Origin of the sequence: Microbacterium sp. AG157 (assembly GCF_003385695.1) — a bacterium.
In the GTDB taxonomy this organism is placed as follows: Bacteria; Actinomycetota; Actinomycetes; order Actinomycetales; family Microbacteriaceae; genus Microbacterium; species Microbacterium testaceum.
The window spans coordinates 183,466-207,682 of the sequence record NZ_QRDK01000004.1 but is presented as its reverse complement, the minus strand read 5'-3'; the positions used below and the strand labels follow the sequence as shown (position 1 = coordinate 207,682).

Genomic DNA, 24,217 nt, shown 5'->3' with positions numbered 1-24,217 from the left:
TCACCACGGCACGGTCGCACCGTGGCGGTCCAGGTAGTGCAGTCCCGGCGTCCCGTGCTGAGCCTCTATCGTGTCGACGAGCGGGGGAATGGCCTCGGCGATGTCGAGACCCGCACCCTCGCCGCCCATGTCGGTGCGGATCCAGCCGGGTGCCAGCAGGAGCAGCGTCTTCGGTTCGGCGGCGTGCCGCGCGGCGTAGCTGCGCATCAGCTGGTTTAGCGCCGCCTTCGACGCGCGGTAGACCTCGAAACCGCCGGAGGTGTTGTTCGCGACGCTGCCCTGGCCGGATGACATCACCGCCACGGTGCCCGTCTGAGGGACGAGGGCCGCGAGACGCTCCACGACACGCATGGCGCCCAGCGCGTTCGTCAACATGGTCCGCGTGAACGCGTCATCGGCGATGTCGGACGCCGGTTCGTCGACGGGTGCGAGAGAGATGCCCGCGACGACGAACAGCAGGTCGAACTGATACCTCGCCAGCCGGTGCGCCAATGCCGAGATCTGCAGGGCATCGGTGACGTCGACATGCTCGACGGCGACCGGGAACCGCTCGGTCAGGGCGCGAAGCGCCTCGCTCTCGGCATCACGGACCGTCGCGACGACCTCGACGCCCCGACGGGCGTACTCCTCGACGAGGGCGAGGCCGAGTCCCCGAGAGGCTCCGACGATCAACGCCCGGCGGGTGTGTGCTTCTGTCATGGCATCCTCCGCTCAACAAGTGATGAGCGAAACAGTACGCCTTCGCTCAACGTTTGTAGAGTGGAGATATGGAACGCACAGGGACGCGAGCCGAGAAGCGCGCCGCGACAGCCGAACGCATTCTCGAGGCCGCGCGCGAGGAGTTCGCCGAACGGGGGCCGGCCGGCGCGACGATCCGCCGGATCGCCGGGCGTGCGGGAGTCGACCCGTCGCTCGTGATGCAGCACTACGGCTCGAAGAGCGCTCTGTTCGCTCTCGCGGTACGACCCGTCGCCGAGCTCGACGAGGCGGACGGCAAGGTGGGCGTCCATCTGGAGCAGGTGCTGCTCGCTCGGTTCCATGAGCTCGACGCCCCCACCCGCGCGCTGATGCGCTCGATGCTGAGCTCACCGGAGGCCGCGGATGCGATGAGCGCCTATCTCGACGAGCGAGCCTCGGCCCTCGCGGCGGGCGGCGATCGAGACCGGCACCAGCGAGCGGCAATCCTCGTCGCATCGATCATGGGCGTGACCATGGCGCGGCACTTTCTCGACGTCCCCGCTCTTCGCGACATCGACGCGGAGACGGCGGCGCAGATCCTCGGAGAGATGCTTCCGGGCGGTGACTGAGCTCCGCTCGGACGCGTTCCGCGACGTCGGGTGCCAGGATGAACAGGTGATCCGCGTCGACGCCCTCTACCGTTATCCCGTCAAGGGCTTCACGCCCGAGAGACGCGACAGTCTCGTCATCCAAGACGACGGCCGCGTGCAGGGCGACCGCTCGCTCGTCTTCCGCTTCGCCGACGCCCTCGAGCCCGCTGACGCGACCTTCCCCAAGAGCCGCGGTCTCGCCCTCATGACATTCCCCACGCTCGCGCGGATCGATCTGACCTTCGACGACAAGACGCAGACGCTCCGCCTCCGGGTCGATGACATCGACGTGGAGGGCGACCTCAGCGACAGCGGGCGGCAGCGCCTCTCCGAGGCGGTGACGGCGTACCTGCGCACCACGAGCGACGCGAAGCTCCTCGACGCCGACGGCATCCTGCCCCTCGATCTCCTGGGCGACGGCCGCACGGCGCGCTTCCAGGACCGCCCGCGCGGTTTCGTCTCGCTGCACGGCGCTGCGTCGGTCGGAGCCCTGGATGCCACCGTCCCCGCCCCCGTGGACGATCGCCGCTTCCGGTCGAACATCGTCGTCGAGGGCACCGCCGCGTGGGCGGAGCTCGACTGGAGCGGTCGCGTGCGCATCGGCGACGTCGAGTTCGCGGTGCAGAAGCCGATCGAACGGTGCGCGGCGATCACCGCGAACCCCGACACCGGCGTGCGCGATGCGCGCCTGCTGCGCGTACTCACGACGCAGTTCGGTCAGGACGAGCCGACCCTCGGCATCCTTCTGCTTCCCGTCGACGGCGGCGGCACGATCCGCGAGGGCGACGAGGTCGTCGTCGACGCGTGACTCACGCGGCGGTCAGGCCGCGTCGTCGGCCCGGATGATCGGGATGCCGGTGGTCTCGACCGCGACCTTGCGGCGGTAGAGCTTGCGCTGCTCGGGTAGGGAGAGATCGAAGATCACCGCGAGCACGCGGACGATGGTCGTCACGATCACGCCGATGACCGCGGCGATCGGGAGGGGGACGCCGAACGCGGCGGTGGTGGCGAGCACGACGCACCCGCCGCCGGCGGCCACCGCGTAGAGCGAGCCGACGTGCATGATCGCGACCGGCAGGCCCATGAGCACGTCCCTCAGCACGCTGCCGCCCGCGGCGGCCAGGACGCCCACGAACACCGCGGGCACCGCGGGCATGCCGAGCGCCAGAGCCTTGGACGTTCCGAAGGCGCCGAACAGACCGATGACGACGGCGTCGAGCATGACGATCGCACGGTTGAGTCGTTGGAAGATCCCCGACAGCAGCATCCCGACGATCGACGCGAGCGTTGCGGTGATGAGGTACCAGTTGCTCTGCAGCGTCGCGGGGGTGAGCCCGAGCAGCAGATCGCGAATGAGGCCACCGCCCATCCCGAGCAGGATGCCGATGATCGCCACGCCGAGCAGATCCAGTCGCCGCTGGCCCTGGAACCCCGAGGCGAACAGTGCCCCCTGCACGCCGCCGAGGGCGACGGCGGTGAGATCTGCCCACAGCGGGATGACGAAGACCGAGGCGTTCACGGCATCCATTCTCCGCGAAGCGTTCGAGTGCGCGGGGAGGCGCGGCATAGTCTCGACGGATGGACCCCGCGTACCTCCGCTCGGATGCGGCGACCCTTCTCGCGTCGCTGACACAAGCGACCCGGAGGTGACGCTGCCCGCCGAGCTGTACGACCGTGCTCGCGACGACTACCTACGACCCCGGCGCGGCGCCCCGCGGCGACTGCGATGGTTGCTCGAATGGGGTCAGCCCAGCTGGCAGCGCCACCGCCACCGCTGAGCAGTTCGCGATAGCACCGCGCGCGATGGCACGTCCAGCGGCACCGCGCGTGACGGCGATGCGGTTGTATCGATGAGGGGGCCGATCTGGTACGCCTGGAACGTCGAGGCGGTCGGGAACCGCGGAAGAGGAACGCACATGCACTGGGGGGCGAATTCGAGCGTGGCGGTCGCCGTGCTCATCGCGGGAGTCATCACGACGATCGTCACCGCGATCATCAGGCGGTCGCCGTCGCGCGCGACCGCGCGAGCGACGCGGGAGGGCGTGCTCTTCGTGGTCTCGACGCGGATGTGGCAGCGCGTTCTCATCCGCACCGTCGGCATCGCTGTCCTGCCGCTGGCGGTCATGCTCCTGCTGGCAGCCGCCTTCGTCCGAGACCCCGAGATCGGAATGGTCATCGCAGGGGCGGCGATGCTCGTCGGCGGCATCCTGTTCATCCTCCTCGCCCGCGGCATGAAGCGGATGCGTCTCGAAGTCACCCCCGACTCGGTGTGGTCGTTCGGTCTGGTGCGCGGGCCGAACGAGGTGCCGATCGCGGAGCTCACCAGCCTCGAGCCCAACCCCGGCGATCGGTTCGGCGGCATTCTCGCGAAGACGGGGAGTTCGACCCGATTCGGCGCGACGCGTCTCATGCTGGGATATCCGCAGTTGATCGACTTCCTGCAGCAGAGCCGTCCCGACCTGCCGATCCCCGACGGGTCCTGGCCCCTTCAGGGACGAGCAGTCGCCTCCCGCTGAGCCGAGCGGCGCGTCACGGCCGCGCGCGGCCGCTTCCCGGGGAACCGGGCGGATAATGGACTGTGCCCACCTACCGCGACGAAGTCGTGGTCCTGCGTACCCACAAGCTCGGGGAGGCGGACCGCATCCTCACCTTGCTCAGCCGGCGCAACGGCAAGATCCGTGCGGTCGCCAAGGGCGTGCGGCGCACCTCGTCGAAGTTCGGGTCTCGGCTCGAACCCTTCATGGTCGCCGACGTGCAGTTGGCGACGGGGCGCAACCTCGACATCGTGCAGCAGGCCGAGTCGCTCGGGTCGTACGGGGCCGACATCGTCACCGATTACGACCGGTACACCACCGCCAGCGCGATGGTCGAGACCGCCGACCGGTTGAACGAGGCCGAGGCCACCCCTCAGCAGTACCTCCTCCTGGTCGGTGGCCTGCGCGCCCTCGCTCGCGCAGAACACTCCGAACGCAGCGTGCTCGATTCCTACCTGCTCCGCGCCATGGCCCTCTCGGGCTGGGCGCCGGGGCTGACCGAGTGTGCCCGCTGCGGCACGATCGGCGACCATGACTACTTCCTTCCCCAGCTCGGCGGGGTGATCTGCTCGACCTGCGCGCCGGCGGGCTCGCCCCGCGTCGCACCTGACACGGTCGATATGCTCCGCGCCCTCATGGCGGGGGAGTGGGAGCGCATCGACGCCGCCCCCGGTCGCACGATCGCGGCCGCATCGGGACTCGTGGCGGCGTACGCGCAGTTCCACCTCGAACGTGGCATCCGTTCGCTTTCGCACCTGGAGTCGCACCGATGACACCCAAGCCGTTCACGCACCGCGACGCGGTGCCGTACCGCCCGCTCGACTGGACGGGCGAATACCCGCCCACCTACCCGAAGGGCGCGGTTCCGGAGCACGTCGCCATCGTGATGGACGGCAACGGCCGCTGGGCGAACCGCCAGGGACTCACGCGTGTGGAGGGCCACCGCGCCGGGGAAGCGGCTCTGCTCGACGTCGTCGCCGGCGCCATCCAGGCGGGTGTGAAACACCTGTCGGTGTACGCGTTCTCGACGGAGAACTGGTCACGGTCTCCCGACGAGGTGCGGTTTCTCATGGGCTTCAACCGCGAGGTGCTGCACCGTCGTCGCGACCAGCTCAACGAGTGGGGTGTGCGCATCCGCTGGTCGGGCCGCAAGCCGCGCCTCTGGGGCTCCGTCATCAAGGAGCTGCAGCACGCGGAGCATCTCACCGAGGGGAACTCGACGCTGACGCTCACCATGTGCGTCAACTACGGCGGCCGGGTCGAAATCGTGGATGCCATGCGCCGCATCGGCGACGACATCGCGGCCGGAAGGCTCAAGCCTTCCGCGGTGACCGAGAAGCTCATCCGCAAGAACCTGTACCAGCCCGACATGCCCGACGTGGATCTGTTCGTGCGTTCCAGCGGCGAGCAGCGCACCTCGAACTTCTTGCTGTGGGAATCGGCGTACGCCGAGATGGTGTTCCTCGACACGCTCTGGCCCGACTTCCGGCGCACGCACCTCTGGGACGCGATCGGGTTGTATCTGTCGCGTGATCGCCGCTTCGGCGGGGCGGTCGACGCCCCCACGGCGTGAGACTCAGCTGGCCAGCTCGCTCCGCAGGGCGGCGGCGGCTTCCATCGCCACCCGCCGCATCGCCTCGCGCGTCTGACCGCCGATGTGCGGCGTGACGACGACGTTGGCGCGGCCGCGGAGCGGGTGGTCGTCGGGCATCGGCTCGATCTCGGAGACGTCGAGTCCCGCGCCTCCCACCTCGCCCGCGTCGAGCGCCTCGGCCAGCGCGTACTCGTCGACGACCCCACCCCGCGACGTGTTGATCACGATCGCGTGCGACGGCATCCTCCCGAACTGCGCGGCTCCGAGCAGGCCGCGAGTCGTGGGCACCAGCGGAACGTGCACGCTCACGGCATCCGCTTCAGAGAGCAATACGTCCAGCGGGAGCGGCTCCGCGCCGCCCGCCCGCACCTCGTCGTCGCTCAGGCCGGGGTCGTGCGCGAGGACGCGCATGCCGAATCCGCCCTGCCCGATCCGCGCGACGCGACGCGCGATGCGGCCGAAACCGATGAGGCCGAGGGTGGAGCCGCTGAGCTCGCCCCCGATCAGATCGTCGCGCGAGGCGGTTCCGGTCGCTGCCGCGCCGATACCCCGCCGCACCGCCATCAGCAGCGCCACCGCGTGCTCGGCGACCGACAGGACGTTCGCCTCCGGCGTGGTCGTGACCCGGATGCCGCGCTCTCGCGCGTAGGCGGTGTCGACGGTGTCGGTCCCCACGCCGTGGCGAGCCACGATCCGCAGCCGCGGCATCCGCTTCAGCTGCGGGGCGTCGAGACGCGCCGTGCGGAGCAGGACTCCCTCGGCCACAGGCGCGACAACGTCTTCGGTCGCGGCGCCCACCCCCCACCCGCGGCGCACGTCGGCCCAGGTCTCGAGGTCGGCCACCGCGTCGGCGTGGATCTCACGAGGGACCCAGACGACCGGCCGCACCGGAGAACGCTCAGCCACGGGGCGTGAGGGCGCGGTTGGCGGCGCGACGCTCGGTCTCGCCGCGCAGGAGTTCGTCGGCCGCGGCGCGGACCGCGGCGATTCGCTCGCGGGGAACGACGGCGACGCCGTCTGAGTCGCCCACGATCCAGTCGCCGGGCGAGACGGGAACGCCGCCGAGTGTGACGGTTCCGCCCAGGCGGAAGGGCCCGGTCTTCCACGGGCCCGCGGGGGTCACCGCGCGAGCGAACACCGGTACGCCGACCTGGCGCAGCTCACCCGCGTCGCGCGCCGCACCGTCGAGCACGATGCCGGCCACACCGAGCGCCTTCGCCTTCTCTGCCACGAGCTCTCCGATCAGGGCCCTGCTCTCGTCTGACCCGCCGTCCACCACCAGGACCTCTCCGGCACGAATGACCTCGAACGCCGCGTGCACCCCCTTGTTGTCGCCGGGACGTGTGAGCACGGTGGCCGCGGGGCCGGAGACGACCGCGCCGTCCCACAGGGGCGAGACGCCCCGCGCCACCCCGAAGCGCTCCATCGCGTCACCGACGGTCGCGGACGCGTACGCACCGGGTGGAGGGTATTCCGTGTTCTCGGTCGGGGTGCTCATCGTCGGGCGATCCTCTCCTCGGGGGCGGGTCGGGAAGAAGTCAGTCGAGCGCGGGGGGCAGACCGGTGTGGCGGAGATCGGATGCCGCGGCCTCGAGCGCCTCGAGGAAGATGTCCACGCGCTCGTCGGTGAAGCGGGCCGTCGGCCCACCGAGTCCGAGCACCACGGCGGGACGTCGGTCGTCGCCCTCTCGCACGATCACGGCGACGCCGCTGTTACCCGGTTCGCGGGCTCCGTGCGACACGGCGTGCCGATCGCGGGCGGCTGCAGCAACCGCGAGACGGAAGGCGTCGGCGTCGACGCGGGGAAGCTGGTCGGCCGGGACCGCGGCGAGGACGTGCTCCGCCGCATCGGGCCCGCTCGCCGCCACCAGCAGCGTGGATGACGCGCCGGCCAGCAGCGGCATCTCGTCACCGACCTGGACCACGTGGCGCAGCGAATAGGGGCTGGGCGACTGCGCGACGGCCACGCGGCGCAGGCCGCTGCGGACGTAGAGGCTCGCCGTCTCACCGGTCTCTTGCGCGAGCCGTGTCATGCGGTCGGCGGTCTCTTCAGGGACCGCCCACGCCGCCTCGGCGAAGGCGGCGAGACGAATCAGGCGCGCGCCCACCGTGATCCGGCCATCGGCGGCGTGGCGGAGCATGCGTTCGCTCACCAGGGTGTCGATCAGCCGCAGCACCGTCGTTCGCGGCAAACCGCTCTCGCGCACGATCTCTGCGACCGAGAGCACGGGGCGATCCGCGGTGAAGCTCTGCAGTACCTCGAAAGCTCGGGTGACGGCTCGAACGCCACCGCCCTCGGAGGTCGAGCTGTTTCGGCTCTCGATGGTCGTGGACATGGTCATCTCTTCCCGGCGCCGCGGTTGCGCCTTCACGTTGAGCGAGTGTACCGTCAGGTGGACACCGGAGTCCACTAGATGGTCATCGGGTCCGAACCTCATCACGAAGGAGTGACGACGTGACAACCAGACGCGTCCTGTTGCACGCGCTCGGGATCGCAGCCACCGCCGCCCTCGTCGGCGTGGCCGCGGTCAACGCCAGCGGCTCGACCGCCGGCGCCGACCCGCGGACCAAGCTGACGATCATGGCCCCCGCGGCCCCCGGCGGCGGGTGGGACCTCGCCTCCCGCGAGTCCCAGCAGGTGCTGCGCTCGACCTCGGTCGTCAACAACGTGCAGGTGGTCAATGTGCCCGGGGCAGGTGGGACCATCGGTCTCGGCCAGTTCGTGCAGCTCGATGCCGACCCCACGAACCTCATGATGACCGGCACCGTCATGGAGGGCGCGATCACCGCCAACGGCTCCGAGGCGACGCTGGCCGACACGACGCCGATCGCCCGCCTCGCCGAGGACTACATCGTCTTCATCGTGCCGGCCGACTCGCCGTTCCAGACCCTCGACGACTTCGTGCGGGCCTGGCGCGAGAACCCGCACGGCCAGGCGATCGGTGGCGGCGGCATCGGCGGAACCGATCACCTGCTCACCGGTCTGACGGCGAAAGCCGCGGGCATCGATCCGGGCGAGATCAACTACGTCTCGTACGCCGGTGGGGGCGAGGTCCTCACCGCGCTGCTGTCGAACACGGTCGCCGTCGGCGTGAGCGGATACAACGACTTCAGCGACCAGATCGAAGCCGGGCGGCTCCGGGCCTTGGCCGTCTCGTCCGAGGAAGCCGTTCCCGGCATCGACATCCCCACCTTCATCGAACAGGGCGTCGACGTGAACCTCCCCAACTGGCGCGGCCTCGTCGCCCCTCCCGGCTTGACCGATGCCGACCGCGACGAGCTCGTCGCCATCGTCGAGCAGATGGCGGCCACGCCCGAGTGGGCCGAGGTGCTCGAGCGCAACCGATGGCGCGACGCGCTGCTGACCGGTGCGGACTTCGCCGACTTCATCGCACAGGACCAAGCGCGCGTCGACGCGATCATCGAGGAGCTGGGCCTGTGAGCGGCGTCATCCCCACCGTCCCGCGTACCCACCGGGCACGCACAGCAGACGGATTCTGGCGACGTCGCACGGGCCTCGTGGTCCCCGCCGTCATGCTGTCGGTCGGTCTCGCCCTCATCGTGGGCACCCTCACGATGACGGTGCCCGCCAACACCGCCCCTCCCGGGCCGCAGCTTTTCCCGGCCCTCATCGCGGCCGCGGTGATCGTGCTCGCGATCCTGCTCGCCGTCGATGTGATCCGCCGCCCCGAGCCGGTCGAGGTCGCCGACGACGCCGCGGTTCAGAACCCCTCCGAGCTCGACGATGACGCCCTCATCGCCGCGGTCGAAGGGCATGAGCCCGACGCCCCCGTGGTGCGCCCGCGGAGCAACCTGTGGGCCCTGGCGGGGGCTGTCGGCACGGTCGTCGTCTTCATCGCCGCGCTCACTCCGCTCGGGTGGCTCCTCTCCGGCGCGTTCCTGTTCTGGGGTATCGCCCGATCGCTCGGGAGCCGCCGCCCGATCTTCGACATCTTCCTCTCGCTGGCGATCTCCGCCATCGTGCAGATCGCCTTCTCCGGCGGTCTCGGACTCAACCTGCCGCCTGGAATCCTGGAGGGCCTCTTCTGATGGATGCTCTGGTCAACCTGGGGGAGGGCTTCGCCGTCGTCCTCACCCCCATCAATATGCTGTGGGTGCTCATCGGAGCCGTCCTCGGCACCGCCGTGGGCGTGCTCCCCGGCCTCGGCTCGGCGATGGCCGTCGCGCTGCTCCTCCCCGTCACCTTCTCCCTCGACCCGATCGGCGCGTTCATCATGTTCGCCGGGGTCCTCTTCGGCGGCCTCTTCGGCGACTCGATCGCCGGCATCCTGATGAACACCCCCGGCAACAGCACCGCGATCGCCGGGTCCATCGAAGGCCACCGGATGGCCAAGGACGGCCGCGCGGCTCAGGCGCTGGCGACCTCGGCGATCGGCGCCTTCATCGGCGGCATCATCGCCTCGATCCTGGTGGTCTTCTTCGCACCGCGTCTCGCGGAACTCGCGACCCTGTTCGGCCCCGCCGAGTACCTCGCCCTGGCCGTCTTCGCCTTCGTGGCGATCTCGGCCGTCGTCACCGATTCGGTGCTGCGCGGCCTCGCCGCCCTCGCCATCGGACTGGCGATCTCCGTGGTCGGCATCGACGGTGCATCCGGCGCCTCGCGCTTCACCTTCGGTCTGCCGGAACTCTTCGACGGGATCGACATCGTCGTGATCACCGTCGGGCTCCTCGCCCTCGGCGAGGTCTTCAGCGTCGCGGGTCGCCGCGGCACGCCCGACGACACGAAGCTCCTGGCCTCGAGCGGTCGCCTCTGGCTGTCGTTCCGCGAGCTGCGGCAGGCGCTGCCCGCGTGGCTGCGCGGTACCGCGATCGGCGTGCCGTTCGGCATCATCCCCGTCGGCGGCTCCGAAGTCCCGACCTTCCTGTCCTACGGGACGGAGCGCAAGCTCGACGGACGGCGCAAGCGGCCGATGTTCGGTCGCGGCGCCATCCAGGGCGTCGCCGGCCCCGAGGCAGCGGGCAACGCGACGGCGGGTACCGCCATGGGAGCCCTGCTCGCCCTGGGCCTTCCCACCTCGGCGACCGCGGCGATCCTGCTCGCGGCCTTCCGCCAGTACGGTCTGCAGCCGGGGCCGCTGCTCTTCGACCGCGCACCCGACCTCGTGTGGGCGCTGCTGGCGAGCTTCTTCGTCGGCATGGTCGTCCTCCTGATCCTCAACCTGCCGTTCGCGCCCCTCTGGGCGAAGCTACTGAAGGTGCCCAAGCACTACCTCTACGCGGGCATCACGGTGTTCGCCATGCTCGGCGTCTACGCCACGAGCGGCAAGATCCTCGACCTGGTGCTCGTGCTCGCGGTGGGTCTGCTCGGTTTCCTGATGCGACGCTACGGCCTGCCGGTCGCCCCGATGCTCATCGCCATCATCCTCGGCCCCCTCGCCGAGACCGAGTACCGCCGAGCCATGGCCGTCAGCGAGGGCGACGCCGGCATCCTCGTGTCGAGCCCCATCTCGATCACGCTGTACGCGGTGCTCGCCGTTGCGGTCGTGGGCGTCGTCTTCACCCGGGTGCGCGCCGCGCGGAAGCAGAAGGTCGCCGCATGACGGATGCCACGACCCCGGGACCCCTGACAGGGATCACCGTCCTGGACCTCACCAACGTTCTCGCCGGCCCCTACGCGGCCTACCAGCTGGCTCTGATGGGTGCCGACGTGATCAAGGTGGAGACCCCGGAAGGCGGCGACCTCGCGCGTCGCCTGGGCACCTCGGCCGAACTCAACGCGCAGCTGCTGGGCATCTCCTTCCTCGCCCAGAACGCCCAGAAGCGCTCGATCACCCTCGATCTCAAGACGGAGCGCGGCGCGGAAGCACTGTGTCGGCTCGTCGCGACCGCTGACGTGCTCGTCGAGAACTTCCGCCCCGGGGTTCTCGAGCGCCTCGGGTTCGGGTGGGACCATCTCCGGGCGCTGAACTCCCGTCTCATCCTGTGTCAGGTGTCGGGTTTCGGACAGACCGGCCCGATGCGTACCAAGCCTGCGTACGACCAGATCATCCAGGGGTACTCGGGAATGATGAGCGTGACCGGCACCGCCGAGACCGGCCCGCTGCGCGCGGGGTTCCCGCTCGCCGACACGATCGGCGGGCTCGCCGCGGCGTTCGCGATCTCCAGCGCCCTCGCCGGTCGCGCCCGCACGGGTGCGGGAGCCGTGATCGACGTCTCGATGCTCGAGACCGCGGTGACGGCCATGGGATGGGTCGTCTCGAACCTGCTGGTCGACGGTCACGAGCCCCGTCCCCTCGGCAACGACAACGGCACGGCTGCTCCCTCCGGGGCGTTCACGACCGCGGACGGCATGCTCAACATCGCCGCGAACAAGCAGGAGCAGTTCGAGCTCCTCTGCACCCTCGTCGGTCGTCCCGACCTGGTCACCGACGACCGCTTCAGCGAGCGCGAGAGCCGGAAGAGACACCGCGCCGCGCTCACGGCCGAGCTCGAGAGCGCGCTCGCCGCGCGTCCGGCCGACGAATGGGAGGACATCCTCAGCTCCGCGGGCGTCCCCGCGGCCGCCGTTCTGCGCGTCGATGAGATGCTGCGCAGCCCCCAGATCCTGGACCGTGGCCTCGTTCACGAGCTTCCGTTCCCGGGCGGCGGCGACGCGCCGCTGCGTGTTCTGGGCAACGGCATTCGGATCGATGGGAAGCCCTCGACACCGCGTACCCCGCCGCCGCTCCTGGGCGAACACACCGACGAGATCCTGGCGACTCTCGGCTACAGCGCCGAAGAGATCGCCGCCCTGCACGAGGAAGGCGCTGTATGACCGACGACGAGCTCGCCCCCGTCACCGCGTGGTGGGCCACAGCCATCACGCGCATCCAGCCGGGGGAGATCGCGTTCCGCGGCCGCCCCGTGCAGGATCTCATCGGCACGACCGGTTTCGTCGAGACGATCTGGCTCATGGTCACCGGAGGGGTCCTCGATCCCGAGCGCGGCAGGCTGCTCGAGGCGACGCTGGTGGCGAGCGTCGACCACGGGCCCCAGGCACCCTCGATCGCGAGCGCGCGCATGGCCGCGACGTGCGGTGTGGGCATCAACTCGGCGATGGCGAACGGCATCAACGTGCTGGGCGACACCCACGGGGGTGCCGGGCAGCAGTGCGTGGCGATGCTGAATCGGATGGTCCAGACCCACGGGGCTGAGGGGCGTTCCCTGGATGATCTCGCTCGCGAAGAACTCGCTCAGCACCGCGCGCGCGGTGCTTTCGTGCCGGGCTTCGGCCACCGCTTCCATCCGGTGGACCCCCGCCGAGATCCTCTCCTGGCACTCGTGGAGCAAGCGGTGGCCTCCGGGGCGATCCCCGGCGACCATCTGCGCGCAGGCCTCGCGGTCGAGCGAGCGCTCGCGTCCCGGGGCGTGCCGATGAACATCGACGGCATCTCGGCCATCGTCTACGGGGAGCTCGGGGTGGAGCCCGAACTGGCGCGGGGGCTCTTCGTGCTCGCCCGGTCGGTGGGCATCCTCGCCCACGCGTGGGAGGAGACCGGCTCGGGCAGACGGATCAAGGGTCCTCTCCCTCCGCCGCTGCTGGCCGACTACACCGGACCGGAGGTCGTCGACGCCCGACCCCGCGACACCGGGCGCACGGACCCCTGACGGAGAAGGGATGCCGTCAGTGGAATAGATCGATACGCCCGGTGGTTGCACGCGATATGACGGATGCCATCAAGATCGACGTGTGGAGCGACATCGCCTGCCCCTGGTGCTACATCGGCAAGCGGAACCTCGAGAACGGCCTGGCCGCGACCGCGTCGGATGACGATGCCCCGGTCGTCGAGATCGAGTACCACTCGTTCGAGCTCTCGCCCGATACCCCGGAGGACTTCGATGGGGGAGAGGTCGACTACCTCTCACAGCACAAGGGCATTTCCCCCGAGTCGGCTCGCGAGATGCTCGACCGCGTCACCGGCGTCGCCGCCGACGCGGGGCTCGCCTACCGCTTCGACATCTTGAAGCACACGAACACCGTCAAGGCGCACGAACTGCTGCACTTCGCGAAAGAGAACGGCAAGCAGCTCGAGCTGGCCGAGGTGCTCATGTCGGCCTACTTCCTCGAGGGCAAGCACGTCGGGCGCGACGACGACCTCGTCGCCCTCGCGGTCGCGGTCGGCCTCGACGGCGACGCCGCCCGCGATGCGCTCACCTCGCAGCGGTTCCGCGCGGCGGTCCGTGCCGACCAGGAGCAGGCTCGCCAATTCGGTATCACCGGCGTTCCCTTCTTTGTCATCGACGGCAAGTACGGCGTCAGCGGTGCCCAGCCCGTCGAAGCATTCACGCAGATCGCCCGACAGGTATGGGGCGAGCGTCGCGAGGCATCCGAGACCGCCGACGCGTGAGGCTCCTCCCCAGCCGTGCCCGTTTCCCCTTCGCCCGGGGCGGGCACCGCTGTCGCTATCCGTCTGGGACAATGGTGCAGTGAACACGGCAATGGCTCCGACGCGGTCTCTCCGCATCGGCAACATCGAACTCGACGCTCCCGTCGTGCTCGCCCCGATGGCCGGCATCACGAACACGGCGTTCCGTCGTCTGTGTCGCGAATACGGGGCCGGTCTCTACGTGAGCGAGATGATCACGACGCGCGCTCTCGTCGAGCGCAACGAGACGACCATGCGTCTGATCCGCCACCACGAATCCGAGACCCCGCGGTCGATCCAGCTCTACGGTGTGGATCCCGCGACGGTCGAGGCGGCGGTGAAGATGATCGTCGACGAAGACCACGCCGACCACATCGACCTCAACTTCGGCTGCCCGGTCCCCAAGGTCACCCGCCGTGGCGGGGGAGCCGCCCTGCCCTGGAAGACGTCGCTCTTCCGTGAGATCGTCGAGCGGGCCGTGGGAGCCGCGGGCGACATCCCGCTGACCATCAAGATGCGCAAGGGCATCGACGCCGACCACCTGACCTACCTCGAGGCCGGGCGCATCGCCGAGGGCGCGGGCGTCGCCTCGATCGCGCTGCACGCGCGCACGGCATCCGAGTTCTATTCAGGTCATGCCGACTGGGCCGCGATCTCCACGCTCAAAGAGACCGTGACGAGCGTCCCGGTGCTCGGCAACGGCGACATCTGGTCGGCCGACGACGCGGTACGCATGATGGACGAGACCGGCTGCGACGGTGTCGTCGTCGGTCGCGGCTGCCTTGGCCGCCCCTGGCTGTTCGGCGATCTCGCGCGCGCACTCGGCGGCCCCGACGCAGCACACGGCGAGCCCGTCGACGCGACGCTCGGCTTCGTGGCCCGCGCCTTCCGTCGCCATGCCGAGTTGCTCGTGGAGTTCTTCGACGACGAGGGCCGCGGATGCCGTGACATCCGCAAGCACGTCGCCTGGTACTTCAAGGGCTACCCGGTCGGCGGTGAGCTGCGGGCCGCCCTCGCGACCGCCTCGACCCTCGACGAGATCGACGAGCTGCTCGCCACGATGGAGCTCGACGCGCCGTACCCCGGGGCCGCGGCCGAGGGGCAGCGTGGACGCGCAGGAACGCCGAAGCGCCCCGCTCTTCCCGACGGGTGGCTCGACTCCCGCGACATCGGCCACGACGCCGGCCGTGAGCTCGCCGCGGCGGAATTGCACCACAGTGGCGGTTGAGGTCTCACCGGCGGTCTCCCGCCCCGTCGGCTACGACGACGCCGATGCCGCCCGCTTCCACATCGAGAACCATCGCTCCCAGCGCGATGACTTCGCGCGCGACCGTGCGCGCGTGCTGCATTCCGCTGCTCTGCGTCGTCTCGCCGCGAAGACCCAGGTGCTGAGCCCCGCGAGCCCCGCCGACTTCGCCCGCAACCGCCTCACGCACTCGCTCGAGGTCGCGCAGGTGGGCCGCGAGCTCGCGACGGCGCTGCAGCTGTCGCCCGACGTCGTCGACACCGCGTGCCTCAGCCACGACCTGGGCCACCCGCCCTTCGGGCACAACGGAGAGCGTGCGCTCAACGACTGGGCTGCCGACATCGGGGGGTTCGAGGGCAATGCGCAGACGCTGCGCATCCTCACGCGCCTCGAGCCGAAGACCTTCGGCTCCGACGGCGAGCCCTTCGGCCTCAACCTCACCCGCTCGAGTCTTGACGCCACCTGCAAGTACCCGTGGACCATCGACGAGCCCGTCCCCGACCCGGGCGGGCGCCTGAAGTTCGGCGTCTACCCCGACGACGAGCCGGTCTTCCACTGGATGCGCGGGGGAGCACCCGCCCGTCAACGCTGCATCGAGGCCGAGGTCATGGACCTGTCGGACGACATCGCGTACTCGGTGCACGATTTCGAGGACGCGGTCGTCAACCGCTATGTCGACCCCGCGCGACTGGCCTCGCGGGTCGGCCGCGAGGGCTTGCTCGACGCGATCCAGCGGTGGGTCGGCTACGACTTCGTCCGCGACGACCTCGCCGCCGGCCTCGAACGGCTGATGGCGATGCCCGAATGGATCCACTCCTTCGATGGCACGCGTCCCGCTCTCGCGCGGCTCAAGAACCTCACCTCCGACCTCATCGGGCGTTTCGCCCGCGCCGCCACCGCGGCGACCCGCGCGGCGCATCCCGCCGATCAGCTGACCCGGTATCGCGCGCACGTCATCGTTCCCACAGAGGTCGAGGTCGAGATGGCCGTGCTCAAGGGCATCATCGGAGCGACGGTCGTCTCCATCGATGGTCGTAAGGTGCTGTACCGCGAGCAGCGCCACGTGCTGAAGCGCTTGGCATCCGCCCTCTGGGAGAACCCGGGGGCCCTCGACGCCCTGCACGCACCCGACTTCGCCGCCGCCGACGACGACGCGGCCCGCCGCCGCGTGGTCGTCGACCAGGTCGCCAGTCTCACCGATCAGCTCGCGATCGCGTGGCACGGACGCCTCGTCGGAGAAGTGGATGCCGCAGAGCTCGGTGTCTGGGCGCCCGGTGCCCGCGCCGCTCGAGGAGCGGATGCCTGATGCCCCGCATCCGCCAGTCCGACGTCGATGAGGTCAAGGCGAGGGTCAACATCGCCGACATCGTCGGTGAGCGCGTCGCGCTGAAGTCGGCCGGCGTCGGCTCGATGAAGGGTCTCTGCCCCTTCCACGACGAGCGGAGCCCCAGCTTCCACGTGCGCCCGCAGGTCGGGTACTACCACTGCTTCGGCTGCGGTGAGTCGGGCGACGTGTATTCGTTCCTGCGCGCGATGGACCATGTCTCGTTCACCGAAGCGGTCGAGCGCATGGCGGCGCGCGTCGGGTACACGCTCCACTACGAAGACGGCGGGCCCGCGCCCGAGACGACCGGACGCTCGCGGCTGTACGCCGCGAACGCCGCCGCGGCGGAGTACTTCCGCGCCCAGCTCATGACGCCCGAAGCAGACACGGGCCGACGCTTTCTCGGAGACCGCGGCTTCGACGCCGGCGCGGCCGCGCACTTCGGCGTGGGCTACGCCCCCAAGGGCTGGTCGCATCTCATGGATCACCTGCTCGCGCAGAAGTTCACGCGTGACGAACTGTTGCAGGCGGGACTCGTGTCCCAGGGGCAGCGCGGGGTGTATGACCGGTTCCGCGGCCGCTTGGTATGGCCGATCCGCGACATCACCGGGCAGGTCATCGGGTTCGGCGCGCGCAAACTCTACGACGACGACCAGGGCCCGAAGTACCTGAACACCCCCGAGACGCCCATCTACAAGAAGGCGCAGGTGCTGTACGGCCTCGACCTCGCCAAGCGCGACATCTCGCGCTCGCACCGCGTCGTCGTGGTCGAGGGATATACCGACGTCATGGCGTGTCACCTCGCCGGCATCACCACCGCGATCGCCTCGTGCGGCACCGCTTTCGGCAGCGACCACATCACCGTCCTACGGCGGGTGATGGGAGACGACAGCTCGGCCGGCGAGGTCGTCTTCACCTTCGACCCCGATGCCGCGGGGCAGAAGGCGGCGCTGCGCGCCTTCGCCGATGAGAAGCGTTTCGCGGCGCAGACGTATGTCGCCGTGGCCCCCGAGGGTCTCGATCCGTGCGACCTGCGCCTCCAGCGGGGTGACGGTGCGGTACGCGCGCTCATGGAGAACAAGGCGCCGATGTTCGAGTTCGTCATCGACCAGCGACTGAGGGACTTCGATCTCTCCAGTGTCGAGGGCCGTGCCGGTGCCCTGCGTGCGGCCGCGCCGATCGTCGCCGATATCCGCGACCCGGCCCTGCGTCCGGGGTACGTCCGTGTGCTCGCGCGCCGCCTCGGCCTCGACATGCCCGAGGTGCAGTCCGCCGTGGAACGCGCCGCGCGCGGCGCCGATCGCGCCGAGAAGCGCGATACGCGCAAGGACTCCGAGCCCGCCCCGGTGGCGATCTCGGTGACGATGGCGTCGCTGCCCAACAACCGCGACGTCGCGCTCGAGCGCGGCGCGATGATGGCGTTCCTGCAGTACGGGCACCGCATCGAGCCCGAGGTCTTCCTGCGGGCCCTGCAGACGCCGTTCACGCACCCGGCTCTCGAGGCCGTCCGCAGCTCCCTGGCATCCACCGATCTGTCGCAGCCCGGATGGGCCGTCGCCGCGGTCGAAGCCGTGCGCGAGCCCTTCCGCTCGCTCGCGGCCGAACTGCTGACCGCCGAGTTCCCCGCACGAACCGAGGAGGGCGCCGTCGCCTCGGCGAACGATCTCGCTCGCGGTCTGCTCGTGCGCGAGCTCGAGCGCGAGAAGAGCGAGTTGCTCCGCGGAATTCAGCGCGTTCCCGCCGATTCCGACGAGGGCAAGCGCCTGCGGTTCCGGCTGCGCGAGCTCGACGCCGACCGCCAGCGCCTCATCGCCTCCTGAGCGGGCGCCCCGCGCGCCGCTGGCATCCCTCGTTGTCGTCGGGGAGGATGAGGGAATGCCCCGGACCCTCGACACCGACGTCGCCCTTCGAGCCGACGACCTGTCTCTGGCGCGCAGCGGCGTGCGCGTGATCGACGGGATCACCTTCACGCTCCCCGCCGGACGCACCCTGGTCGTGCAGGGAGCGACGGGGGCGGGAAAGACCTCGCTCGTCTCGCTGCTGGCCGGCCACCCCGACGACGGGCTGACGGTGGTCGGGGGAGACGCCCGCGTGCACGGCATCTCTGCCCGGCGCCCGGGACGTGCGCGTCGCGAGTGGACCTTCCACACCGGCTACCTGCCGCAGGGAGCGGGTGCAGCTCTCCCTTCCCGCTTGACCGTGCAGGACGTCATCGCCGAGCCCATCACCAGTCGCGACCGCAAAGTCAACACGCGCGCTCTCGCCGTGCGCGTGGCGACCCTCCTCGACGAGATGGAGCTGCCGCTCGGCACGGCCCCGAAATACCCCTACGAGCTGAGTGCCGGTATGCGTCAGCGCGTCGCCCTGGCGCGCGCGCTCGTGCTGGAGCCGCGTCTGTTCGTCGCCGACGACCTGTACGCCAACCTCGACCTCGAGGTGCGCGCGGCCGCTCGCGGTTCGATCACGCGGCGGCGCGACGAGCGCGGAATGGCCTCGCTCATCGTCACGAACGATGCCGATGCCCCGAGAGACCTGGATGCCGATGTGCTCGTGCTGCACGCCGGTCACGCCGTGGGGCTCGGCCACGGCGACCAGGCGGTGCAGTGGACTCCGGACGGCACGCCCGAGAGGCGGATTTCGACGGGCTGATTTTTCCGCCGCCCCCGCGTGCTGTTAGTATCGTGGGGTTGCCCGCCGCAAGGTGAGCATGATCCTCGGTAGCTCAATTGGCAGAGCAATCGGCTGTTAACCGATAGGTTCTTGGTTCGAGTCCAAGCCGGGGAGCCACGGAAGGCCCGACGCACGAGCGTCGGGCCTTCGTCGTCGTCAGACTGCGCAGATCGTCAGGTCGTGGTGAGCCGGCCCGCTCGGGAGAAAGCCCCGCACGACACCCTTCAGGCGGGGTCGGAGTCAGCGTCGGGCTCGAGCCGCTGCTCCTCGCGGTGTGCGGGGCTCTGCTCCATGTCGGGATCGATCGACGTGTCGTCTCGATCGGCCTTCTGGGCGGCGGGGTCGGGGATGGGAAGTCGATCCGGATCGCTCATGCCGGCAACCGAACCACCGCGCTCGGGGGTTCGTCGCGCCCGTTGACACAGGCGCCGACCCGCCGAAACGCGCTCGCCTGTGGGCTCACCTGCTCGCGCGGGCGGCATGCCTACACTCGGGGCATGCGTCGCGCACTCGTCCTGGTCGCCTCCTGCATGTCGATCTGCCTTCTCGCGGGTTGCGGGTGGGTACGCCCCGACGTCGTCGACCGCGCCGACGATGTCAGCGTCACGGGCGGAACGTGCCGCATCGAGTGGTGGTTGGCCGCGCTGAACGATGGTGCGACAGGCGAGGCGTGGGGCGTCGCGCGCGAGGCGCTCGCTTCATCGAGGGTCGACGAAGCGCAGCTGTCCGAATGGAGAGAACTCCTCCTGCTCGATGACGACGTCACCTGGCCGTCGCCGGGCCGCCTCGACGGTGCCGCACACCGCGAGGCCGTTCGTGCCGATGTACGCGACGCCTTGGCTGTTGCGGGGTTCCCCGATAGCGATCGCGTCATCGAGGTCTTCTCGTCACAGCTCTGTACGGTATGACGCTTCGGCGGGCGCGCTAACTCGTCGGAGAATCGGCGACCTGTTCCGGCCCCCGCCCCTTCCCGTTGTTCGAGCCCTTCCCATTCCCGTTGCCGTTCCCCTTGCCCGAGCCGGGCGCGCCGGGCGCGGAGCCGCCGGGCGTCGCCTCCGGCGAGGGCGACGTGCTCGGAGGGGGAGCGACCGAGCCGCCGCCGGGCGGGGTGGGGTCCGGCGCCGGTTCGACGACGGGGGAACCGTTGGAGTCGGAGGAGCCGCGACCGGGTTGCGTCGATCCGCCACCCGGCACCTGAACGATCGGCTGTGCCGGAGCGGGCTGCACCGGCTGCGGCGCGACCGGGGCCGGCGAAGGCGGTGGGGTCTCGGCATCCGTGCTCGACACCGACTCGACCGAGGAGGGATCGTTCTCGGCCACCAGAGGGACCGGCGTCGATGAAGGCGCAGGGGTGGAGACGCGGTCCGTGACCGCGTCGGGGACCGCACCGAGAGAGAACGCCATCACATGCCCTCCGACGATGAGCACGGCGCCGGCTGCGGCGCCCGCCCAGACCCACCACCGTCGGAACGATCGACGCGGGCGCGCTGCGGAGACGAAAGAACCGCTGGCCCCGACGCCGACGGACGCCGCGGCGGCGACCGGGGCGGTGCTGTATGTGGCCGCGGCCCGCGGCTCATCGCTCCCTGCCGATGCCACCGGAGGTGCGCTCATCACGGCCGTCGGCACCTGCCACGACACCGCGGCTGCGGGTGCGCCGGCGGCGGTCCCCGCTGACTCGTGGGTTAGCGACTGCACCCGCGTCATGACGCTCGCGGCGGAGGGTCGCTCATCGGGGTCGAAGGCGGTCATCGACGTCAGCAGCGACTGCCACTCGCCACCGTACGTCCCCGGGATATCCGGCTGACGAGCCAGGCGGGCGAGCAGCGTCTCTTGCAGCGTTCCGCCGCCGAAAGGATGCAGGCGCGTGAGCGCCTCGATGGCGAGAAGCCCCAGCGCGTACACGTCCGACGCGGCGCGGGGCGGCTCGCCGCGTACCTGTTCCGGTGCGAGATAGGCGGCCGTCCCGATGACGGTGCCGGGCGTCGTCAGACGTGTCGCACCGATCAGCCGGGCGACCCCGAAGTCGGCGAGCACGGCCTCGACGGCGCGCACCCCGCCTCTCACCTCCCGCAGGAGGACGTTCGACGGCTTGACATCGCGGTGCACGATGCCGGCGTCATGGACGACGGCGAGAGCGCCCGCCAGGTCGGCGAGAATGCCCGCGACCTCGGCAGGCGAGACGGGGCCTTCTTCGATGCGGCGCTGCAGCGAGGGCCCGCTCACCAGCTCCATCACGAGGTACACGTGGTCGTCGCCGGTGAGCCGCGCGTCGTACAGGGTCACGAGCGAGGGGTGATCGAGCGCCGCGAGAGCCCGTGCCTCCGACATGCGGCGGAGGGGTTCGGGTTCGTCGCCCGCGTCGGCGTAGAAGATCTTGATCGCCACGTCGCGTGCGAGAACCTCGTCGCGCGCGCGGAAGACGCGCCCCATTCCACCCGCGCCGATACGCTCGCGCAGGATGTAGCGCCCACCGAGGATGTCGCCCGCGTGGGGCATCGAGTGGTCGAGCACGTGACTCATCGGTTCCTTCGAGCGGGACCGCCTGACGGCGGGAAGGGTGGATGCCGGGACGCATCCGTTGCATTGCACGCTATGCCCGCGCGGGTCGGCGGAGAGCGGGGTAGCGACACCGCTCGCCGATGCGCATAATGCTCGCTCACCTCGCGATCGTCGGCTTCGTTCCCCGTCCGGGACATCTGCGTCCCCAGGCCTGCGAGCAAAGCCGTGGGAGCGGTTCCACTAGGCTCTCTCCGGCCGCCGACGCCGGCCCGAGAGGAACCGACGTGCCCGCCCCCGCCTCTCACGTGCGCCGCGATCTCCAGGGCCTCCGGGCGATCGCCGTGATCGCGGTCGTCAGCACCCACCTCACGGGATGGCCCCGAGGCGGCTTCGTGGGTGTCGACGTGTTCTTCGTCTTGTCGGGCTTCCTCGTCACCGGCATCCTGCTGGCCGATCTCCAGGCAGAGGGGACGGTGCGCCTCGGCGCCTTCTTCGCTCGCCGCGTCAAGCGCCTCTTGCCCGCCGCTCTCGTCGTGCTCGCGGTCGTCGTCGGGGCAGCGTTTCTGGTCTTCTCGCCCGTGCGTGCCGAGAGCACCCTGGTCGACGCCGTCTCCGCTGCCGGCCTCCTCTCGAACTGGCACTTCGGTCTCGAGGGCCGCGACTACTTCGCCGCCACCGACGTCTCGCCGCTCCAGCATTTCTGGTCGCTCTCCGTCGAGGAACAGTTCTCGGTGGCATGGCCGTTCCTCGTCCTGCTGGCGGTCGCCGCGCTGCCGGTCGCCGTGCGCCGCGCACGCGGTGGACGTGTGGCCGTGGGCCTGCTCGCGGGTGCTGTCGTCGTGGCATCCGGCATCGTCGCCGTCGTGCAGACGCCCGTCGACCCGAGTCTTTCGTACTTCTCCACGCTCACGCGGGCGGGGGAGCTCGCCACGGGAGCGATGATCGCGGCCGCCGCCCCCGTCCTCGTACGGATTCCGGCGGCTGCCCGCGCGCTCCTCGCCTGGGTGGGCCTGGCGGTGATCATCGCGGCGGTCTTCCTGATCGATCCCGCGGACCCCTTCCCGGCACCCGCGGCCGCCCTCCCGGTACTCGGAGCAGCACTCGTGATCGGCGGCGGCATCGGCGGCGACCCGCGTCACCGCCACCTCTTCGTCCTCACCAACCCGTTGGCGGTGACGATCGGCGATCTCTCCTACTCGCTGTACCTCTGGCACCTGCCCGTGATCGTGTTCGCGGGGGTTCTGCTCGCTCCGGGACCCGCCGCCACGGGGATCACCGTCTTGGCGATGCTCGTCCTGACGGTCGCGACCTACCTCGGCATCGAACAGCCTCTGCATCGCTCGCCCTGGGCAGCCCGCACCGCGCATCGACGCGAGCCCGCCCCCGCCGAGCCGGAGCGCGTATCGGAACCCGCTCCGCGCCGTGCGAGCAGCCTCGCCTCGCGGCCCGCCGGATACATCCCCGGTCAGCGGTACTACCCCGGCTCCCGCCCTATGGCCCCCGTTCCCCCGGAGCCCACGAAACCCGTCGCACCGACGCCCGTGGTGCGGCACGACGCTCAGCGGATGCCGGCACCCCCGGCATCCGGCGAGACCGATGACGCACCCGCCTGGGCCGCCTGGCGTGCGCGTTTCGCGCCACGCGTGGCGATGGCCGGAGCCAGCCTCGCGATCGGCACCGGAGCGACGGCGCTCGCGGTGATGCTGGCGTACGGCGCCCCGACGCTCCCCGGTCTGCCGCTCGCCGCCCCGGCCGCCGTCGACGTCGCAGCCGAGGCCGGAGACGCCCTCGGCACCTTGCAGGGCGAGCTCGCCGCCGCGACGACCGCCTCCTCGTGGCCCGACCTGCGCCCCTCGCTCGACGAGGTGCAACGCGCCTCGTCGTCGGCGAATCGCGCCCGCGACTGCTTCACTCCGGGTGTCGCCCTCGAGGCGGCGAGGTGCACCTGGGGCTCCGCCGACGCCCCGCGCCACCTGTACCTCGTGGGCGACTCGAGCGCGATGGCCTATGCGCCGGCGTTCGCGAAACTCGCCGACGACAGCGGGGGAGCGTGGCGCGTCACGACGGTCGGGATGTACGGATGCCGCTTCACCGACGTGCTCGTCGAGAGCCGCGACCCGTCGGTCATGGCCGCGTGCGGACAGCGAAAAGTGGATGTCGCATCGATGATCGCCGCCGCGCCGGCCGATCTGCTCGTCGTGTCGAACGCGTTCACCCTGGGCCGCTCGGTCGACGGGCGCGACCTGGGCGCCGGGGAGCTAGCATCCGCCATCGCCTCCGAGATCACGGGGTGGGCGCCCGCGGGCCGCACGGTGTATCTGGCGCCCCCGCCGCACGGCGCGGATCTCGGGCGGTGCGTCTCGCCTCTCACCGGCCCCTCGGCGTGCCTCGCGGGAGTCGACGACGTGTGGACGCAGATGGAGACGGCGACCGAAGTTCAGGCCGCCGCCACCGGTGACTCTGCGATCAGCTCCCTGCCCTTCAGCTGCTGGCAGGGGGCGTGCCCCGCCTTCGCGGGCGAAACGCCGGTGCGCTATGACGACACCCACATCACCCCGGCGTTCGCGGAACGACTGACGCCGATCCTGCGCGGCGAGCTCGCGGCGAGAGATCTGTACTGACGCCTGCGGCCCCGAACCCGCGCGTGGCTGCG

The 24,217-nt window shown here is 70.5% G+C and carries 25 protein-coding genes and 1 tRNA gene; 19 read left to right on the top strand and 7 right to left on the bottom strand.

The window, feature by feature from the left end:
- Positions 1 to 699: an SDR family oxidoreductase gene (locus DEU35_RS13730; RefSeq protein ID WP_116239829.1), complete on the bottom strand. Its 699-nt coding sequence runs from the start codon at positions 697 to 699 to the stop codon at positions 1 to 3.
- A gap of 68 nt (positions 700 to 767) precedes the next feature.
- Between DEU35_RS13730 and DEU35_RS13725 the strand changes: the two genes are divergently transcribed.
- Together DEU35_RS13725 and DEU35_RS13720 are read left to right on the top strand one after the other, a co-directional pair.
- Positions 768 to 1,307, top strand: coding sequence for a TetR/AcrR family transcriptional regulator (locus tag DEU35_RS13725; RefSeq protein WP_103209250.1), 540 nt, complete (start codon positions 768 to 770; stop codon positions 1,305 to 1,307).
- A 46-nt stretch (positions 1,308 to 1,353) separates the two neighbouring features.
- Positions 1,354 to 2,136 (top strand): MOSC domain-containing protein, encoded by a 783-nt coding sequence (locus DEU35_RS13720; protein ID WP_116240066.1) that lies wholly within the window; start codon positions 1,354 to 1,356, stop codon positions 2,134 to 2,136.
- A gap of 12 nt (positions 2,137 to 2,148) precedes the next feature.
- Here DEU35_RS13720 and DEU35_RS13715 read toward each other — a convergent pair whose 3' ends face one another.
- Positions 2,149 to 2,847 carry a trimeric intracellular cation channel family protein gene (locus DEU35_RS13715; protein ID WP_116240065.1) on the bottom strand — a complete coding sequence of 233 codons (699 nt, stop codon included), beginning with the start codon at positions 2,845 to 2,847 and terminating at the stop codon, positions 2,149 to 2,151.
- A gap of 127 nt (positions 2,848 to 2,974) precedes the next feature.
- Here DEU35_RS13715 and DEU35_RS17475 point away from each other — a divergent pair, with 127 nt between their 5' ends.
- The 4 genes from DEU35_RS17475 to DEU35_RS13700 all read left to right on the top strand — a co-directional run bounded on the left by DEU35_RS17475 (position 2,975) and on the right by DEU35_RS13700 (position 5,435).
- Positions 2,975 to 3,106, top strand: coding sequence for a hypothetical protein (locus tag DEU35_RS17475; protein ID WP_258027942.1), 132 nt, complete (start codon positions 2,975 to 2,977; stop codon positions 3,104 to 3,106).
- Positions 3,107 to 3,244: 138 nt separating this feature from the next.
- Positions 3,245 to 3,844 (top strand): hypothetical protein, encoded by a 600-nt coding sequence (locus tag DEU35_RS13710; protein WP_116239828.1) that lies wholly within the window; start codon positions 3,245 to 3,247, stop codon positions 3,842 to 3,844.
- 62 nt (positions 3,845 to 3,906) lie between these two features.
- Positions 3,907 to 4,635: a DNA repair protein RecO gene (recO, locus tag DEU35_RS13705; RefSeq protein ID WP_103209256.1), complete on the top strand. Its 729-nt coding sequence runs from the start codon at positions 3,907 to 3,909 to the stop codon at positions 4,633 to 4,635.
- A complete protein-coding gene (locus DEU35_RS13700) occupies positions 4,632 to 5,435 on the top strand; it encodes an isoprenyl transferase (protein WP_116239827.1) in 804 nt (267 codons plus the stop codon). The genes recO and DEU35_RS13700 overlap by 4 nt, the downstream gene beginning before the upstream one ends.
- Before the next feature lie 3 nt (positions 5,436 to 5,438).
- Here the strand turns inward: DEU35_RS13700 and DEU35_RS13695 are convergent, their stop codons facing one another.
- The 3 genes from DEU35_RS13695 to DEU35_RS13685 are packed head-to-tail and all read right to left on the bottom strand — an operon-like array spanning position 5,439 to position 7,792.
- On the bottom strand, positions 5,439 to 6,344 hold the full coding sequence (locus DEU35_RS13695) for a hydroxyacid dehydrogenase (protein WP_116240064.1): 906 nt from the start codon (positions 6,342 to 6,344) through the stop codon (positions 5,439 to 5,441).
- Between the two features lie 10 nt (positions 6,345 to 6,354).
- Entirely contained in the window at positions 6,355 to 6,954 is a 600-nt protein-coding gene (locus tag DEU35_RS13690) for an RraA family protein (protein ID WP_116239826.1), read from the bottom strand.
- A gap of 40 nt (positions 6,955 to 6,994) precedes the next feature.
- Positions 6,995 to 7,792: an IclR family transcriptional regulator gene (locus DEU35_RS13685; protein ID WP_218026361.1), complete on the bottom strand. Its 798-nt coding sequence runs from the start codon at positions 7,790 to 7,792 to the stop codon at positions 6,995 to 6,997.
- 119 nt (positions 7,793 to 7,911) lie between these two features.
- Here DEU35_RS13685 and DEU35_RS13680 point away from each other — a divergent pair, with 119 nt between their 5' ends.
- The 11 genes from DEU35_RS13680 to DEU35_RS13630 all read left to right on the top strand — a co-directional run bounded on the left by DEU35_RS13680 (position 7,912) and on the right by DEU35_RS13630 (position 19,179).
- On the top strand, positions 7,912 to 8,898 hold the full coding sequence (locus DEU35_RS13680; protein ID WP_170210696.1) for a tripartite tricarboxylate transporter substrate binding protein: 987 nt from the start codon (positions 7,912 to 7,914) through the stop codon (positions 8,896 to 8,898).
- The gene (locus tag DEU35_RS13675) at positions 8,895 to 9,506 is read left to right on the top strand and encodes a tripartite tricarboxylate transporter TctB family protein (protein WP_219728522.1); all 612 of its coding nucleotides are present in this window, start codon (positions 8,895 to 8,897) and stop codon (positions 9,504 to 9,506) included. The genes DEU35_RS13680 and DEU35_RS13675 overlap by 4 nt, the downstream gene beginning before the upstream one ends.
- Complete coding sequence (locus DEU35_RS13670) at positions 9,506 to 11,017, top strand: tripartite tricarboxylate transporter permease (protein WP_103209263.1); 1,512 nt, start codon at positions 9,506 to 9,508, stop codon at positions 11,015 to 11,017. The genes DEU35_RS13675 and DEU35_RS13670 overlap by 1 nt, the downstream gene beginning before the upstream one ends.
- Positions 11,014 to 12,231, top strand: a complete 1,218-nt coding sequence (locus DEU35_RS13665; RefSeq protein ID WP_103209265.1) for a CaiB/BaiF CoA-transferase family protein — start codon at positions 11,014 to 11,016, stop codon at positions 12,229 to 12,231. Before DEU35_RS13670 ends, DEU35_RS13665 begins: the two co-directional genes overlap by 4 nt.
- A complete protein-coding gene (locus DEU35_RS13660; protein WP_103209267.1) occupies positions 12,228 to 13,064 on the top strand; it encodes a citryl-CoA lyase in 837 nt (278 codons plus the stop codon). Before DEU35_RS13665 ends, DEU35_RS13660 begins: the two co-directional genes overlap by 4 nt.
- A 56-nt stretch (positions 13,065 to 13,120) precedes the next feature.
- Positions 13,121 to 13,804 (top strand): DsbA family protein, encoded by a 684-nt coding sequence (locus tag DEU35_RS13655; RefSeq protein ID WP_116239825.1) that lies wholly within the window; start codon positions 13,121 to 13,123, stop codon positions 13,802 to 13,804.
- Between the two features lie 91 nt (positions 13,805 to 13,895).
- The gene (gene dusB / locus DEU35_RS13650) at positions 13,896 to 15,050 is read left to right on the top strand and encodes a tRNA dihydrouridine synthase DusB (protein WP_371861625.1); all 1,155 of its coding nucleotides are present in this window, start codon (positions 13,896 to 13,898) and stop codon (positions 15,048 to 15,050) included.
- Positions 15,040 to 16,374: a deoxyguanosinetriphosphate triphosphohydrolase gene (locus DEU35_RS13645; protein ID WP_116239824.1), complete on the top strand. Its 1,335-nt coding sequence runs from the start codon at positions 15,040 to 15,042 to the stop codon at positions 16,372 to 16,374. Before dusB ends, DEU35_RS13645 begins: the two co-directional genes overlap by 11 nt.
- The gene (gene dnaG, locus DEU35_RS13640) at positions 16,374 to 18,212 is read left to right on the top strand and encodes a DNA primase (protein ID WP_103209276.1); all 1,839 of its coding nucleotides are present in this window, start codon (positions 16,374 to 16,376) and stop codon (positions 18,210 to 18,212) included. The genes DEU35_RS13645 and dnaG overlap by 1 nt, the downstream gene beginning before the upstream one ends.
- Positions 18,213 to 18,267: 55 nt before the next feature.
- A complete protein-coding gene (locus DEU35_RS13635) occupies positions 18,268 to 19,041 on the top strand; it encodes an ATP-binding cassette domain-containing protein (RefSeq protein WP_116239823.1) in 774 nt (257 codons plus the stop codon).
- Between the two features lie 62 nt (positions 19,042 to 19,103).
- Positions 19,104 to 19,179 (top strand) — tRNA-Asn (locus DEU35_RS13630).
- A 107-nt stretch (positions 19,180 to 19,286) separates the two neighbouring features.
- On the opposite strand, the gene DEU35_RS17235 is transcribed toward DEU35_RS13630, so the two are convergent.
- Positions 19,287 to 19,436, bottom strand: a complete 150-nt coding sequence (locus tag DEU35_RS17235) for a hypothetical protein (protein WP_170210697.1) — start codon at positions 19,434 to 19,436, stop codon at positions 19,287 to 19,289.
- A gap of 123 nt (positions 19,437 to 19,559) precedes the next feature.
- Between DEU35_RS17235 and DEU35_RS13625 the strand changes: the two genes are divergently transcribed.
- Positions 19,560 to 19,970, top strand: a complete 411-nt coding sequence (locus tag DEU35_RS13625) for a hypothetical protein (protein WP_103209280.1) — start codon at positions 19,560 to 19,562, stop codon at positions 19,968 to 19,970.
- Positions 19,971 to 19,986: 16 nt separating this feature from the next.
- Here the strand turns inward: DEU35_RS13625 and DEU35_RS13620 are convergent, their stop codons facing one another.
- Positions 19,987 to 21,585 (bottom strand): serine/threonine-protein kinase, encoded by a 1,599-nt coding sequence (locus DEU35_RS13620; protein WP_103209282.1) that lies wholly within the window; start codon positions 21,583 to 21,585, stop codon positions 19,987 to 19,989.
- Positions 21,586 to 21,848: 263 nt separating this feature from the next.
- Between DEU35_RS13620 and DEU35_RS13615 the strand changes: the two genes are divergently transcribed.
- Positions 21,849 to 24,185 (top strand): acyltransferase family protein, encoded by a 2,337-nt coding sequence (locus DEU35_RS13615; RefSeq protein ID WP_258873564.1) that lies wholly within the window; start codon positions 21,849 to 21,851, stop codon positions 24,183 to 24,185.
- Positions 24,186 to 24,217 lie beyond the last annotated feature (32 nt).